This window comes from Nonomuraea solani (assembly GCF_900108335.1).
Classification (GTDB): domain Bacteria; phylum Actinomycetota; class Actinomycetes; order Streptosporangiales; family Streptosporangiaceae; genus Nonomuraea; species Nonomuraea solani.
The window spans coordinates 1-14,158 of the sequence record NZ_FNVT01000055.1; the positions used below are offsets into that span (position 1 = coordinate 1).

At 67.0% G+C, this 14,158-nt stretch carries 12 protein-coding genes and 4 pseudogenes; 5 read left to right on the forward strand and 11 right to left on the reverse strand.

Annotated elements, in window-relative coordinates; genetic code table 11:
• Window positions 1-251 (reverse strand): annotated as a pseudogene (locus tag C4V41_RS60045) (hypothetical protein); the annotation flags it as partial.
• A 596-nt stretch (window positions 252-847) separates the two neighbouring features.
• A complete protein-coding gene (locus tag C4V41_RS60050) occupies window positions 848-1,414 on the reverse strand; it encodes a TetR/AcrR family transcriptional regulator (RefSeq protein ID WP_103964954.1) in 567 nt (188 codons plus the stop codon).
• A 95-nt stretch (window positions 1,415-1,509) separates the two neighbouring features.
• Here C4V41_RS60050 and C4V41_RS60055 point away from each other — a divergent pair, with 95 nt between their 5' ends.
• Window positions 1,510-2,433, forward strand: coding sequence for an NmrA family NAD(P)-binding protein (locus C4V41_RS60055; RefSeq protein ID WP_103964955.1), 924 nt, complete (start codon window positions 1,510-1,512; stop codon window positions 2,431-2,433).
• A gap of 148 nt (window positions 2,434-2,581) precedes the next feature.
• Here the strand turns inward: C4V41_RS60055 and C4V41_RS61550 are convergent, their stop codons facing one another.
• Window positions 2,582-3,229: a site-specific integrase gene (locus C4V41_RS61550; protein WP_146104289.1), complete on the reverse strand. Its 648-nt coding sequence runs from the start codon at window positions 3,227-3,229 to the stop codon at window positions 2,582-2,584.
• Complete coding sequence (locus tag C4V41_RS62660; RefSeq protein WP_160150805.1) at window positions 3,183-3,515, reverse strand: hypothetical protein; 333 nt, start codon at window positions 3,513-3,515, stop codon at window positions 3,183-3,185. The genes C4V41_RS61550 and C4V41_RS62660 overlap by 47 nt, the downstream gene beginning before the upstream one ends.
• Window positions 3,516-4,134: 619 nt before the next feature.
• On the opposite strand from C4V41_RS62660, the pseudogene C4V41_RS60070 reads away from it, so the two are divergent.
• Window positions 4,135-4,461 (forward strand): annotated as a pseudogene (locus tag C4V41_RS60070) (Tn3 family transposase); the annotation flags it as partial.
• Between the two features lie 328 nt (window positions 4,462-4,789).
• Here the strand turns inward: C4V41_RS60070 and C4V41_RS60075 are convergent.
• From C4V41_RS60075 to C4V41_RS60095, 4 genes are all read right to left on the reverse strand, one after another.
• Window positions 4,790-5,635, reverse strand: coding sequence for a hypothetical protein (locus tag C4V41_RS60075; RefSeq protein WP_103964958.1), 846 nt, complete (start codon window positions 5,633-5,635; stop codon window positions 4,790-4,792).
• A 493-nt stretch (window positions 5,636-6,128) separates the two neighbouring features.
• Window positions 6,129-6,590 carry a VOC family protein gene (locus tag C4V41_RS60085; protein ID WP_103964959.1) on the reverse strand — a complete coding sequence of 154 codons (462 nt, stop codon included), beginning with the start codon at window positions 6,588-6,590 and terminating at the stop codon, window positions 6,129-6,131.
• Window positions 6,587-7,105, reverse strand: a complete 519-nt coding sequence (locus C4V41_RS60090) for an SRPBCC family protein (protein ID WP_103964960.1) — start codon at window positions 7,103-7,105, stop codon at window positions 6,587-6,589. The genes C4V41_RS60085 and C4V41_RS60090 overlap by 4 nt, the downstream gene beginning before the upstream one ends.
• Window positions 7,102-7,437: an ArsR/SmtB family transcription factor gene (locus C4V41_RS60095; protein WP_103964964.1), complete on the reverse strand. Its 336-nt coding sequence runs from the start codon at window positions 7,435-7,437 to the stop codon at window positions 7,102-7,104. Before C4V41_RS60095 ends, C4V41_RS60090 begins: the two co-directional genes overlap by 4 nt.
• An 89-nt stretch (window positions 7,438-7,526) precedes the next feature.
• On the opposite strand from C4V41_RS60095, the gene C4V41_RS60100 reads away from it, so the two are divergent.
• Window positions 7,527-8,138: a dihydrofolate reductase family protein gene (locus tag C4V41_RS60100; RefSeq protein WP_103964965.1), complete on the forward strand. Its 612-nt coding sequence runs from the start codon at window positions 7,527-7,529 to the stop codon at window positions 8,136-8,138.
• Between the two features lie 127 nt (window positions 8,139-8,265).
• Here C4V41_RS60100 and C4V41_RS60105 read toward each other — a convergent pair.
• A pseudogene (locus tag C4V41_RS60105) lies at window positions 8,266-9,104 on the reverse strand (IS5 family transposase).
• Between the two features lie 943 nt (window positions 9,105-10,047).
• On the opposite strand from C4V41_RS60105, the gene C4V41_RS60110 reads away from it, so the two are divergent.
• Window positions 10,048-11,118 carry a helix-turn-helix domain-containing protein gene (locus tag C4V41_RS60110; protein WP_103964961.1) on the forward strand — a complete coding sequence of 357 codons (1,071 nt, stop codon included), beginning with the start codon at window positions 10,048-10,050 and terminating at the stop codon, window positions 11,116-11,118.
• 265 nt (window positions 11,119-11,383) lie between these two features.
• Here C4V41_RS60110 and C4V41_RS65180 read toward each other — a convergent pair whose 3' ends face one another.
• Entirely contained in the window at window positions 11,384-12,208 is an 825-nt protein-coding gene (locus tag C4V41_RS65180) for a hypothetical protein (protein WP_146104291.1), read from the reverse strand.
• Between the two features lie 205 nt (window positions 12,209-12,413).
• Between C4V41_RS65180 and C4V41_RS60120 the strand changes: the two genes are divergently transcribed.
• Entirely contained in the window at window positions 12,414-12,923 is a 510-nt protein-coding gene (locus C4V41_RS60120; protein WP_103964963.1) for an RICIN domain-containing protein, read from the forward strand.
• A gap of 272 nt (window positions 12,924-13,195) precedes the next feature.
• On the opposite strand, the pseudogene C4V41_RS60125 reads toward C4V41_RS60120, so the two are convergent.
• A pseudogene (locus tag C4V41_RS60125) lies at window positions 13,196-13,840 on the reverse strand (IS5 family transposase); the annotation flags it as partial.
• Between the last annotated feature and the right edge of the window lie 318 nt (window positions 13,841-14,158).

The following is a 14,158-nucleotide window of genomic DNA, read 5'->3' on the forward strand; positions in this document are numbered from 1 at the left end:
GTCAGCTCGGCCTCCAACGCCCGCTCCAGCACCGCTTTGACCAGGTCGCCGAGCATGCTGCCCTCCCCGGTCAGCCGCAGCCCTCCGGCCTCGTCCCGGGACCGGGCCAGCAGCTCATCCAGCAGCCGATCATCGATCAGCTCCCGGATCGGGCGACGTTCCTGCTGCTCACCGGCCACATCTCCCACCGTAGAGCGCGTCTCACTCAGCGTGTTCGGCATACGGCCGCCGACACCCTCGATTACCGTCATGACTCTCCCCCGAAGAAGTGGGCCCCCGCCCACCGATGACTTGCTTCCCAGCAAGATCACTTCCCACACCTACAGGGATACCCCCCTTCAAGATGAACTCATGGATCTTCAGCTTTTATAGGGCGTCTGGACCCTTGGGTTCGTTTCGACTGGCGGGGTCTTGGTCGTCGGTCGTGGTCGTGAGGAGGACTCGGGCGTTTTCGGCGTAGCGGATGGCGGTCTTGGGGTCCAGGCCGAAGACGGCGGCGAGGTGGAGAGAGTCAGGGCCGTGTATGTTATCTAGGGCGCCGAGAAGGCGTCAGGCGTGCAGGGCAAGTGGGCTCCCGACGAACATACCTGACACGTTATCTGGGGTTGTCAGGCACGTTGGTCACCTGTGGAACCCCCTTCTCTTTACAACGATCTCCCTCAGGGTCCGGTCGTGCGCGTCGTGCGTCAGCGTCGCCGCAGTCATGTTGCCTCTGGCAGTCATCGGGTTCCACGCCGTGGGCCAGCGTAGAAGGCCATCGGCCGCTCAAGTTCGCCTGCCGCCGCTTCGCCGCCTGACGGTTCGCATCAAGCAGGCAGGACGAGGGACGGTCTTTCGAGCAGGCTTCTCAGCCCCGCGGGCTCAGGCCCGCCACGGCCAGCCGGAACAGTCGGTCCGCGCGGGCTGCCGGGTCAGGGTGGTGCTCCGTCGCGAGGACGACGCCGACGATCAGCGCGATCAGGTCGGCGACGGTGACACCTTCCGCCACTGCCCCGTCCTGCACGGCGCGCTGCAGCAGGGGGTTCCCCGCCTCTGCCATCATCGCCGAGCAGGTGTTCTCGTGTACGGGGTCGGGCTCGGCCCCGTCGTAGGCCAGTGCCGCGGCCAGCCCTCGGGCCGCGACGCAGTAGGCGACGACGTCACTGAGCCATTCCAGGAGCGCATCGCGGCTGTCGCCCTTGTCTGTTAGCTCGCGGGCGCGGGTGGCCAGGGCCTCGATGCGTTGATGGGAGACCGCCTCCAGCAGCGCCCGGCGGGTCGGGAAGTGGCGGCGTACGGTTGCCGAGCCGACCCCCGCGATGCGCGCGATCTGTTCCAGGGAGGCGCCGGCCCCGTGCGCGGCGACCTCCTCCTCAGCCACGGCGAGGATGCGCGCGTAGTTGCGCCGGGCGTCCGCGCGCTGGCGGTCGGGCATGGGCGTCATCTCCAGGGTTGCTAAATGGCGGGGCCCGCCATATCTTATCGCACAGAAAACGGCGGCCCCCGCCGTTTATAGCCCTGAGGAGCACCATGTCTGCAGATTCCGCACCCGTCCTGGTCACCGGCGCCACCGGCAGGCAGGGCGGCGCCACCGCCCGTGCCCTGCTCGCCGCAGGCGTTTCCGTACGCGCTCTGGTGCGTTACCCCGACACCGAGCGAGCCAAGGCCGTCGAGGCTCTAGGCGCCGATCTGGTCACCGGTGATCTCCACGATCGCGATTCGGTGGTGCGGGCCGCCAAGGGTGTCCGCGCCGTCTTCTCTGTTCAGATGCCCGCCCTGGCCGCCAAAGGTTTCGATTTCGATGGAGAGGTGGCCCAGGCCGTCAACCTCATCGAGGGAGCGCAGGCTGCGGGAGTGCCGCAGTTCGTACACACCTCCACCAGTGGCGCCGGTCAGCACACCGAGGCTCCTGGCTGGATCGCAGGCCGCTGGGGCTCCTTGGACGCCAGTCTGGGAGTCAAGAGCACGATCCAGGACCGGGTTCGCGCGGCTGGCTTCTCCCGCTGGACGATCCTCAAGCCGGGTTTCTTCATGGAGAACTTCCTGCCGTCCATGGCTTTCCTGTTCCCGCGGGGTGTTGAAGGCGGTCTGGTGAGCGTCGTGAAGCCGGACACCCGGCTGTCCCTCGTCGCGGTGGACGACATCGGCAGCGCAGCCGCCGCAGCCATCGCCGAGCCGGAGCGGTTCCACGGGGTCGAGCTGGAGCTGGCGAGTGACTATCTGTCGATGACGGAGGTCGCCGAGGTTCTCTCCCGCGCGCTGGGCACGCACCTGTCCGCGCCGGACATGACCGAGGAGCAGGCACTCGCCGTCGGAATGCCGGCGATGGGCGCCTCACACGAGTGGATGAACATAGCCGGCCAGCCGGCCCGCCCGCAGTACGCCAGGGACCTCGGCCTTTCGCTCACCAGCTTCGAGGAATGGGCTCGGCAGCACCTGCGGCCCGCGGCTTGACACAGAGGGGGCGGCCGGCTGCTCGGCGTCATCCCGGACCTGATCCTCATCCCTACCCTGGCCCTCGTCTTGTTGATCTCAGCCGTTCAAGATGGCCCGCCACGCCTGACTGCTGCGCACCTACTTGCCTTACCTGCCTGACACGCCTTTAAGTAGCTGACCAGCTATTTCGCTTGACAACCCAAGATAAGCACGGAGGGCCTCTTCGAGTTGCCGGTCGACGCGCAAGCGTTCGAGGGTCGCGGCCTGGCCACGCAGCCGTGTCTTGGCGAAGTAGATGGTGCTGACCGGGCCCGTTCCGTGAGCGCTCATCTGGTTGATGAGCAGGTGGGGGTTGGCGGTGCTGGGCCAGCCATTCGAGCAAGATCTGGTGAGTGAAGTCATCAACCGGCCGGGGGCGTCCGGCGATGGTGAGCCGGCGGTTGCCCAGGTCGACGTCCTCCAGCAGGAGGGCGCGGATCGCGCCGGGGCGGGCGGCGTGGACGGCGGCGAGCATGAGGACGAGCCGGGCCGCCGGAGTGGTGGCTGCTTGGACGGCCTGGTCGACGTCGTCCGGGGCGAGTGGCTGCGCGAGCCGGTTGGGCTGCTGGCCGACCTTGATGCCGCGGGTGGGGTTGCGGAAGATCTTCCCGGTCTTCCTGCAGAAGGCGAACAGCGAGCGCAGCGAGATCAGTAGCTGGATCCGGCGGGAGCCGGTCAGGTCATCGAGTGCGGCCAGGACGTCGTCATGGGTGACCTCGCGCAGGTGATCATAGCGCTGTGACCAGGTCAGGAGGATGGGCTGGACGTTGTTCATGTGAGCCCAGACGGTGTCCACCTTTGCGCGCCTTGGTGCGGGGTCCTCCCTGGTGCAGGGTTCGGAGCCAGTGCTCGGTCTCGGCGCGGATGCCGTCGCCCAGGCCGTCGAGCTTGCGCTTCAGCCAGGCTTCGAAGGAGGGACGCCGATCGTCGATGAGCACACCCATCGCGGTCAGGACCTCGGCCACCCGCTCGACGCTGATGCCCAGGGCCCGGACGGTGGGGAACAACTCGGAGTAGCGGATGACGTCGCCGGCGGTGTGCCGGGACAGCACGACGGTCAAGGCTCTCCGAACGTTGTCGTGCATGCCTCGGCGCCAGCCGTGGGTCTCGCCGAGCTGGTGGGCGATATAGATGGCCCACCTCAGCCAGGGGTTACCGGGGTCGGCGTCGGTGGCGGCATCGAAGCGGGTGAAGTCGCGGCGCGCATCGAGCAGCCGGAGCTGGATCCAGCGAATCGGAGGGCGAGCGGCGGGTTCAGGGGGCGGCTTGCGGGGGGCGCGCCGCGTCGATCGTGGGTGCGAGGCGGGGTCGTCGAGGCGCCTCGGCTGTTCAGCATGCCAGTGAAGAACAGCTGGTGGAAGGCGCCGACCTGGTCCAGGAAACGGGAGGCGACGGCCCTTCCACCCTCTGGACCGATCGCGTGAGCTTCGGCCCGGGCCTGGTCCCAGCACAAGCGGCAGTGACCGTTGCGCAGCAGGGCCGAGCGGCCGCACCCGGCGCTGGGATTCTCCTCACCACGGTCCTTGCGCCGCCACAAGGTGCAGGCAGCACAGCGTCGCCCATCAAAGACGCCCCAGGCCATGCAGTCGATGCAGCTGGCTGGGCTGCGTCCGGCGGAGTACGGCATCTTCAGGCAGGCGGCAGCGAACGGCCGTCACACTGGCGTGGTGTCACCGCCGACGCGTCGATCTGGTCGATCAGGAGTGCGCCGACCTCGACGTGGCGGCGATGTGGACTGCGGTGGCCGAGATCGCCGGCACCAGCAAGGAACAGGTCCGCGCTGCGCTGGACGTGGTGGAGGAACTGGTCCCCGAGGAGGACGGCGCGGCCGAGGTGGCGATGCGGGCCGCACTGGTGGAGAAGTACAACACCGTGCGGCCGTTCCTGCGGCTGCTGGGCGAGTCCAAGGCGTTGTCGGCGGCGCCGGGCGGGCGTCGGGTGCTGGCCGCGGTGCGCCGGCTGCCGGAGCTGTCACGGCGGCAGGTGAGCAAGAAGCCGCTGCTGCCCACAGTTGGCCTCTTCCGATTCAGGCTGCTTTGAGCAGGGATAACGCAATCGCGTGTACCTGGTGACAGCTTCGTTAACGACAGGCCGAGAAGGACCATCACGCGGCAGTGCTGCCCGAGCTGCGCGGGACCGGCTGGCACCGGGGCGCGTACGTGCTCCGGCGGGACACGGACGAACACGTCGAGCTGCAGGTCATCACGCTCTGAGAGTCCTTCGACTCGATCAGGGCCTTCGCCGGGGACGACCTCGGCACGGCGGTCGTCGAACCCGCCCGCCCGGGCCGTCCTGCCGTCCTACGACACCGCCGCGCCGGACGCCCCCGGACGCCTCACTCCGCGACAATCATCCCCTGGTCGTAGGAGCTGTCCTTCAGCGCCAGCCAGGCCAGCTCCCACGCGTCCATCGGGCGCACGTCCCGCAGCACCGCGAGCAGGTCGTCCTTCGTCGCCAGCTCGCCCGTCACCTCCGCGAGCGCGTTCCCCCGCACGGTGACCAGCGTCGAGCCCAGGTCCACATGATCGCCCCAGATTCCCGGGGCTACTTCCTCGCACGCGCCCCGCACCTCGGAGCCGCAAGCCTGCTCGGCCGTCAGCCCATAAGGTGCCTGGACGGTGACGGCCACCTCCAGACCATCGCGCCGGCGCTCGTAGTGGAGGAAGAGGATCCCTTCCTCCTCGTCGACGGAGTCGAGACGGTATTCCGGCTGGTCGGTGGCGATGACGGGCACTTGTTCACGCGCCATCGTCTGTGCGGCGACCAGCGCCGAGAGGGGTTTCTCTCCCAGGACGGCGGCGATGCCGAGGACGAGGACCGTCCCGATGGTGGCCAGGCGCGTCACCATGCGCAGCGGCAGCGTCGTGGCCCCGGCGAGCAGGTAGCCGACCGCTCCTATCCCCATGAAGGCCAGAAGGCTGCCCCACCCGCCCATCTCCGCGATCCCGGCGGGCGGGACCGGAGCCGCGACGAAGCCCATGACGACGAAGACCGGTCCCAGGATCGAGATCAGCCACCACAAGGGCAGCCTGCCCCAGAGGGTCAGCAGCGTGCCCGCGGGCAAGGGCATGGCCAGCATCGCCAGGAACACGAGGATGTTGTCATCCACTACTTGCGCCAGGGCGGCTTCCCCGATCCCGATCACGGCCCCCACCAGGGCCGCCCGGATTAAGGCGTTCATGCCCGATCATGGACCATGATCGGGCATGGACGTCAAGCCTTGGGCTTCAGCGTCCACGTCGAACACCGGACGGCATCGGCGACCACCACCCGCACAACCCGCCCTACTGGGGGCCAGACCAAGTACGAGAAAAGGGGTAGGGTCCTGCCCTGCCTGAGATATCGCTGATCAGTGGGTACGGCGGCGGGACGCCAGCACCTCGGTGACCTTGGCGATGGCTTCGGTGCCGGGTTTTGACATAGCGCATGGCGGTGCGCGGGTTCTTGTGCTGTGTCTTGCCCATGATGAGCTGCCAAGAGCAGCCTCACCTCACCGCAATCAAGATCCTTTTCACCGCCAACGGCTGTCCGCCCGTTCCTCAACCCCGGCCCTGCCACGCGGGAACTCCGCACCACTGACCCAGCGCCGCCGTCTGGAGCTGATCCGCCGGGCAGCCACCGACGATCAGATGCCGCTACGCGCCCGGGTCACCGCCTGCCTGATACTCCTGGGACTAGCGCCAGGGCATGTGCTGAAGGCACCAGGTATTGCCGTCCGGGTCGGCGAAGTACGCGTAGAGTACGCCGCCGGAGTCCTCGATCTCGCTGATCTCGACGCCACGCTCGACGAGTTGAGCGCGGGATGCCTCGATGTCGGCTACCACGAGGTGCAGACCGCGCAGGGTTCCTGGGGGCATGTCGAGTGTGGGTAGGCCTTCGGCGAGGGTGATCGAGCATGCCGAACCGGGCGGAGTGAGTTGGACGATGCGGATACCGGGCTTCGGGTTGACGTCGACGTCGAGGCGGAACCCGAGTTGGTCTTGGTAGAAGGCTTTGGCCCGTTCGATGTCGGTGGCCGGCACTGGCACGAGTTCCAGCAGCAGCGTGCCAGGTGGTACAGGCGGGTTGCCGGAGTCCTCGGGAATTTCCCCGAGGTCGGTCGGGATCTCGGTGACTGGGGCGGGTGCGTCGGTCATGGATGGTGCCTTTCGTTGGGGGGCTGTGGTGGCAGTGTGGCGAGTACAGCGGCGAGGCGGTCGTATCCTTCGCCGGCGCCGCGTTGCATGGAGCTGCGCACGACCATGTCGCGAATTTCGGGCGAGGAGTACTGCGCGGTGACGGTCATGGTGGTGTGTCCGTCTGTCTCGTCCAGAACGGTGGTGACCAGTGCCGCGCCGTCAGCCCAGTCACGGTGGATCTCGGTCTGTGTGAGGCGTACAGGCGGCACGACCTCACGGAACAGCCCGTGTAGTTCCATCTCGGAGCCACCCGGCCCTGTTGAGACGAACCGCCAGACACCGCCTGGGCGTAGGTCGACCTCGCAAACGGTGAGCTGCCAGCCCCGGGCGCCGTGCCAGCGGCGGAGCAGTTCCGGCTCGGTGAGCGCGGCGAAGACCAGCGGCGCGGGAGCAGCGAAGGTCCGGGTGAGGACGAGGTCGGTGGCCCCGGACGCGACGACGTGCAGCCCGAGGCCGGGGTGCGGGGAGGTCACGCTTTGCCGTCCTGCATGTCGTCCAGCAGGGCATCCAGTCGCTGATAGCTCGCTTCCCAGTAGTCGCGGTAGTCGGCCAGCCAGTCTGTGGCCGTCTTGAGCGGCTCGGCCACCAGCCGGCATGGTCGGCGTTGTGCGTCGCGGCTGCGGCTGATCAGGCCTGCCCGTTCGAGCACGCGCAGGTGTTTGGAGACGGCGGGCTGGCTCATCGCGAACGGCGCAGCCAGCTCGGTGACCGTGGCGTCACCGGCCGCGAGCCGGGCCAGGATGGCCCGGCGGGTGGGGTCGGCGAGCGCCGCGAACGTCGCGTCCAGCCTGTCGCTTGCAACCATTTCCATAACCCTCCGGTTCCATAACCTGATGGGTTTATATGTGCTAGTGTCCGGCTTTGTCAAGATCGCGAATGCTCTGGGGGGTGACCATGGGAAAGGTCTTCACACAGGCGTCGGTCTCGCTGGACGGGTACATCTCCGGCCCCGGCCAGTCAGGCTTCGACAAGCTGTTCGCCTGGTGCACGGCAGGCACCGTGGCCACGCCAACGGCCGATCCGGACCGGCTGACCTACCGCACCTCCGAGGCAACGGCCCGCTACCTGCGCGGACTCCAGGAGACGCTCGGAGCTTGTGTCGTCGGCCGGAACCTGTTCGACCTCACCGCAGGCTGGGACGGGCGACACCCGAGCGGCGTACCAGTGTTCGTTGTCAGCCACCGCCCACCACCATCCGACTGGGCGGCGACAACGCCGTTCACGTTCGTCAGTGACGGCGTGGAGAACGCGATCGCGCGGGCCCGCGAGGTGGCCGGGCATCGCGACGTCGGCGTCGGTCCCGGCGGAACCGTGGCCGACGCGCTGAGGGCTGGCCTGCTCGACGAGTTGCGGATGGACGTCGTGCCAGTGGTACTCGGCGGCGGTACGCCTGTGCTGGCCGGGCTCAACGCCACAGCACCGATCGGCTTCGAGCAGGTGGAGGTTATCGAGGGAATCGGTGTGACTCACATGATCTATCGCCGCGCGCCCCAGAGGCCGGTGTAATGCAAGAGATCCGCTTCTGTCGCTGACTGGCAACCGACCTGCGCGAGTGACTGATCAAGTGAGCGGGAACTCACGTGGGTTCGGCATCTCAGAGGGCGTTTGATTTGAGTAGATTGTGGCTTCTGTTCTAGTAGGTTCCTCGCCAGGTTGGGGTGGTCTCGTCCGTTATGCGCTTGGTTAGGTTATTGATTGACGCGATGTGGATCATGGCTTGAGAGCTGGCGGATAGGGTCTCATAATCGCGAGTTCAACGGCGATACAGCATGAGCCAACCCAGACTGCGTTCGACGACCCATCGGCGTTTGACGACATGGAATCCACAGGTTTCAGCTTTTCTGGAGACGACTTCGACGTCGATGCCTAATTTGGCGCCGTGTTCGATTAAGGAGTTCTTGAAGCCGGTGTCGACCCAGGTTTTGGATATCGTCGGGTAAGCGCTTTTGGTTTGGTCGAGTAGTCCTTTGCCGATCACGTTGTCGGACAGGCCTGCGGCGGCGACGGCCACAGCGAGGATGATGCCGAGCGTGTCGGTGACGATGCCACGCTTGCGACCGACGATCTTCTTTGCGGCATCAGTTCCTTGGCTGGTGAGGGGCACATTGGTGGAGGTCTTCACGCTCTGGGTGTCCATCACGCACGCGGTCGGTTCGGCCGTACGGCCTTGCTTGACGCGGGCCAGGCCGGTCAGCTCGTAGTCGAGTTGGGCGAAGATCCCCTCATCGCGCCAGGCTGCATAGTAGTTGTAGACGGTTTGTAGGACGGGAAGTCGTGCGGGAGGTATTTCCAGGCGATTCCCGTGCGGTTGACGTACAGGATCGCGTTGAAGACGTTCCGTAGCTCCACCGAGGCTGGCTGGCCGGTGGGCCGGCGTTCGAGTCTGGCCTGCCGCCAGGCGGTTAAGGTGGGTTCGATTAAGGCCCAGCGGGCGTCGGATATGTCGCTCAGGTACGGCTTCCGCTCATTCATGGCAAAATTTTGACCTGTACCGTGTGATCGACCGCGTCTCTAGGCCGTTACGGAGTTTCTGTCTCATTTCTAGACCAGACGGAATCCGATGTGCATATGCTCACCAAACAGGCGTTCCCGCGATCGCAGTAGAGCGCAGGGATGCCCCGTTAAGGGGCGAAGCATCCCAAAAGCCGCTGGCCACAAAGTCGGCACATCGCCACAAATCGTGGAGAAACGCCTACCGAGGTGGTATCCAGGGGTTACCGGCCAAGACGTCGCGGAGGGCATCGAGTGGGTGGATGCCGTGGTTGCGGGCGGTGCCGAGGTAGGAGCGGATCAAGCATTAGCGGACGGCGGTGCGCGTGGTTCGCGGCCCGGCGTGTGCCACGGCTTACTCGTGTTGCGAGGATCGCCATCCCTGATCATTCCAGGACGTTCACAAGGATTTTCAGCCCAGTTGGCTCGTGCCCTTACCCTCGCCTGGTCGCCAAGCGGCGACCTTGAGGCGAATCAGAAGTTCATTCATATAGAAAAACAGCGCGACCCTATATAGATAGCATGCAAATGCCATTGTAATAATGGTGTTAATATTCTGTATTTCACTCCCCCTATAGAGGCAGGCGCCACATCCGTAGATTTGTTGGGATGGGTGGCCTCGTTCGTTATCTGGGGTTCTTGGCATCTTCTCGCAGGTCAGAGCGAGATGATCTTTCAGGCACGTAAGGCACGTTGACTGGCCCTCAAGGCATGGTGCGTCGAACGCTGCGCAAGCCGCCGCCCGCTGGCCCAACTGCCAAGGGGGCGATCAAGACGGCATGGCCACGCCGCCCGACGGCATGCACGGGACCGGGAGAGCTTCCGTCTAATGCGGATGCCCCAGCGTTTCTGGCACTGTCGTCAACCACAGGGCAACCGGAACGGTCAGGAAAGCGCACCTCCCCATCCACCGGAAGGGAAGGACATGTCCCCTCGTTCTCGCGGCGTGCTGAGGATCGTCTTCACCTCCGAAGACCTCGCGCTCACCCGGATGGCGACCCGGACCGACCTGCTGTGGGAGATGGTAGGCAGCCTGCACCGCCTGCAAGCCCGCGACGGCGGGCCGACCATGACCGGCTGGCGGCGCCAAGCCCGGGCCCGCCTGACCGAAGCCGGCCTGCTGGCGTCCGTCCGCTCGCTGCTGCTGCCCCTCGCGCCGAAGGGGCCGTACTTTCCCGACTTCCTCACCCCGATCGAAGCCCAGCTCGGCGACGAGCAGGCCCTGCAGACGCTCGCGGACACGCCCGGCACGCGGATACGGGCCGAGATGGAGCTACTGCGCCGCACCGCTGGCCTGCCCTCCACAGAGCTGGCCGACCTCGCACGCGGCAATCGGCAGGCCATCAAGCGGCTCGACCGGCTCGTAACCGGCTACTGCCAGGCGGTGCTCACGCCGCACCGGCCGCAGGCCGAGCCCGCCCTCGCCCACGAGCGCGCCCTCCTGCAACGGCACCTCGTCACGGGCGGCGCCGAACAGATGCTCGCCCACCTGTCGCCAGCGATGCGCTGGCGCCCTCCAGTGCTGGAGGTCGACTATCCGACCGGCCTGGACCGCCAGATCCACCTGCGGGGGCGGGGCCTGACAGTGATCCCGTCCTACTTCTGCCGGGGCAACCCGGTCGCTCTGGTGGATCCGGCGCTGCCTCCCGTCCTGGCCTACCCGATCCCCCGCCGCACCGCGGCAACCGCCGCCGCGAGTGCCGCCGGGGGCGAGGCGCTGGCGGCGCTGCTGGGGCGCACCCGAGCGGAGATCCTGAGCTGCATCGTCCAGGCGCCTGGCTGCAGCACCAGCGAGCTGGCCCACCGGGCGCGGATCTCGCCCTCCACGGCCAGCGAGCACGTCCACGTGCTGCGCCAAGCCAACCTGATCGCCAGCGTCCGGCAGGTCAACCTGGTGCTGCACTACCCCACCGAACTGGGCGCCGACCTGCTCGCCGGGCGGCCCATCCGCGGATCAGGGTCTTTCGGTGGACGCCGGAACACCCTCGCCCCCTGACGGCCGAGCGCCGATGATGGATTCCGCCGGGCGCTTGGATGGGCCGCCGATTTCCGGCACCCACAAGGGCACCGCGAAGTGTTCGAACAGCGGGAAGATGAGCCCGAACTGGTTGCCGCAGAAGGTCCGCTGCGGCTCGCCGACCACCACCGCGTCGAACCCGCGAGCAGGGTTACGCGGTTCGACCAGCAGGGCCGCCGCGTGCGGCCTTCGGTACGGCGGGATCGACCGTGACTTGTCGACATCGAAGAACTTCGCGACGATCTCACCGCCATGAGGCTCGATCAGCGCTCTCGACTGGGAGAGCTGCCAGTTCTTCGACGAGCTTGGCGGTCCGGCCCGAGGCCGCATGGAGGAGCTTCGCCTGCTGCAGGGCTTCTTCGGTCGGACCGCGAGTGAGCTGCCCCGCTGCGGCGACCGCGCAGGCGCTTTCCCCGCTGCGCTCAAGCCCATCGCGTGCGCTCGAGCCATTCGCTACCGGCGCGGCACATCGGAGCTTGCGCTTTGAGTGGGACCTGCCTTCGCTCCAGTCGCCCTGCGGGGCCGTCAGAACCATCCCATAGGCCTGGCGGCCCTGTCGCCTGTGCCGCCGTCGGCCGAGGAGCGGCGCAGGACGGCGATGTCGTGCCGAGTCGGTGCCTGTGGTGTGCTGGTCCTCGTGAGCCAGGCGCGGGGAGGGTGGGCTCTTTCGCACGTTGAGGGCTGGCACGAGGACGGCGTACGAGCCGCTGATCACCACTGTTCCTCGCCGTCGCTCAGCGCAGCCCGAATTGCTGGATGCGTTCTGCAGCCTCCTCCTGGCCTTGGTCACAGAGCAGCGCGACCGCCGCTGGGCGGCGTAGGGAGCGCCGACGTCGGCCAGGGCGCGGACATCGTCGGTTCGTCCCTGCTCGGCCAGCAACCCGGCCAGGTGCTCGGCGGCCTCGACATGGCCGGCCTCGACCAGAGTCCATAGGTCCTCGATCCGGCCTTCGCCAGCTCGGGTGGGCCCGCCGGCCACCTGCTCTTCGCGGGCGCCGGCCCAGCGGTGGTGCTTCCCGCGCTGGGGCTCGGCACCGCGCTGGCGTACGGGCTCGGCATCGATGACCATTGACACGAGCAGGACGCCCGCCGGGTCCCGCCTCCAGCGTCGCGGTCGCGACGCCGGAGGTGTAACGATGGCGGCGAGCGCCGCTCCAGAGCTCGGCGTCGGACTTGCTCGCGGGACGCGCACCAGCGTCTTTGGGCCACCGCCGAAACACCCTCGCCCCCCTGACGGCCCCGTACCGATACTGGACGAGAGCGAAGGGAATCACATGACCGGCATCCGGAAGACCACTGCCGCCGTCATGATTGCCGCACTCGCGGCGATCACCGGCCCGCCACCCGCCCACGCGGCCGCGACCTTCTACCTGCACAACCTCAAATCCCACAAGAACCTGCAGCCCCTCAACGGCAACCCGGCCAACGGCGCCAGGATCGTCCAGCAGCCCGAAAACCCCCTCTTACTCTCACAGAGGTGGAGTTGGATCGCGGCCGGCGCGTACGACAGCTTGCAGAACGCCGGCACCGGCAAGAACCTCGGCATCGACGGCGCCAGCACCGCCCTCGGCGCCCTGGCCATCCAGGCGAACCCGTCCAACGACTACAACCAGGACTGGCTCGTCATGCCCGAGGGATACCCGGAGGACTATTTCGCGCTGAAGAACCGCAAGAGCAGCATGTGCCTGGGCATCTCCATGGGCAGCACCGCCAACGGCGGGCAGGCCGCCCAGTTCCCCTGCGACGGATCGCCCAACCAGGGATGGACGACCTACCCCCGCTGAGGGGGCAGAAGCAGAGGTGTGTTCAACAATCTGCTGCCTTCAAGAGAAGGCCTGTACGGAGTTCGATCCTTCGGGCCGGTCGGAGCCATCGACCTTCGCCTGGATGCGAGCCCGCCGCCCGTGAGGGCGAGGTCTGGCACCGGGTCACCACGCGGGACGGGCAGGCGGTGGACGTGCCTGGCCGCTACCAACTGCACGAGATGGAGGCCCTCGTCTCGATCATCGAGCTGCGCGAAGCCGACGGTGCCGCCCACGAAAAGGCCGCATGATCGTCACAGTTCGGAACTCGATGGGAGATGCTCATAGTCGCGGACCAGGCGCCGGTGGAACATCAAGATCCCGTAGGTCTGCTCGACGACCCATCGTTTCGGCTGGGGCACGAATCCCTGGTCGACCAGCGCCTTGGTCACGCTTCCCTCGATGACGGCGGCGACCCGGTCCAGCAGGGCGATCCCGGCGGCGTTCTCGTGGGCTGAGGCCGCGAGCACGACGACCGTGATGACCAGGCCCAGCACGTCTACGGCCAGGCCTCGCTTGCGTCCCGGCACCTTCTTGGCGACGTCCCGGCCGGTCGTTTCGGCGGGAAACCCGGCCGCGACGTGGACGCTTTGGCTGTCCAGCACGACCAGGCTTGGGTCGGCTAATCGCTTCTTCTTCTCGCGCAGGTGCCGGCGCAGCAGGTCGTGGATCGTCTTGTCGGTGCCGTCGTCGCGCCATTTGGCGAAGTAGTAGTACGTCGCGCCCTTGGGCGGCAGGTCATGGGGAAGATAGTCCCATTGGACGCCGGTTCGTCCCTGGTAGCGGATCGCGTTGACGATCTCACGCAGCGTATGCCTTCGTGGCCGCTGACCGAGGGGGTGCGCGGCCTTCCACGCCGTCAGAACCGGCTCGATCAACGCCCACTGCGCGTCGGTTAAGTCGCTCGGGTACGACTTACGCTAAGCCTGAATCCACGGCGGGAAATCTGATGGATGTGTTGTGAAATAAGGCGAGGTGCCCTCTGACCTGGGAAGATTGGAGTTCTCTACGCTTCAATCAGCCAGCTCAGGAAGGCACCTCGTAAGTGCGATTCTCCCACGCCGCGAGCAACACCCACGCGATCTTCGATGAAGAGCATCTGATCTCCTACAGTGGGCTGGCCCCAGCGCTGCGGCTGGCCGAGCGGGCAGGCCTGGAGCGCCTGACCGGCAAGCATGTGGCCCCGGCAGCGGCAGACGGGGCGAACGCTCCTGCGA

Coding starts and splice junctions, on each gene's coding strand:
- C4V41_RS60100 (WP_103964965.1), top strand. CDS start 7,527: ATGGGAAAGGTCTTCACACAGGCGTCGGTCTCGCTGGACGGGTACATC.
- C4V41_RS60050 (WP_103964954.1), bottom strand. CDS start 1,414: ATGCCCGACCGCCAGCGCGCGGACGCCCGGCGCAACTACGCGCGCATC.
- C4V41_RS60055 (WP_103964955.1), top strand. CDS start 1,510: ATGTCTGCAGATTCCGCACCCGTCCTGGTCACCGGCGCCACCGGCAGG.
- C4V41_RS65180 (WP_146104291.1), bottom strand. CDS start 12,208: ATGGTCATCGATGCCGAGCCCGTACGCCAGCGCGGTGCCGAGCCCCAG.
- C4V41_RS60075 (WP_103964958.1), bottom strand. CDS start 5,635: ATGAACGCCTTAATCCGGGCGGCCCTGGTGGGGGCCGTGATCGGGATC.
- C4V41_RS60110 (WP_103964961.1), top strand. CDS start 10,048: ATGTCCCCTCGTTCTCGCGGCGTGCTGAGGATCGTCTTCACCTCCGAA.
- C4V41_RS61550 (WP_146104289.1), bottom strand. CDS start 3,229: ATGAACAACGTCCAGCCCATCCTCCTGACCTGGTCACAGCGCTATGAT.
- C4V41_RS60095 (WP_103964964.1), bottom strand. CDS start 7,437: ATGGTTGCAAGCGACAGGCTGGACGCGACGTTCGCGGCGCTCGCCGAC.
- C4V41_RS60085 (WP_103964959.1), bottom strand. CDS start 6,590: ATGACCGACGCACCCGCCCCAGTCACCGAGATCCCGACCGACCTCGGG.
- C4V41_RS60120 (WP_103964963.1), top strand. CDS start 12,414: ATGACCGGCATCCGGAAGACCACTGCCGCCGTCATGATTGCCGCACTC.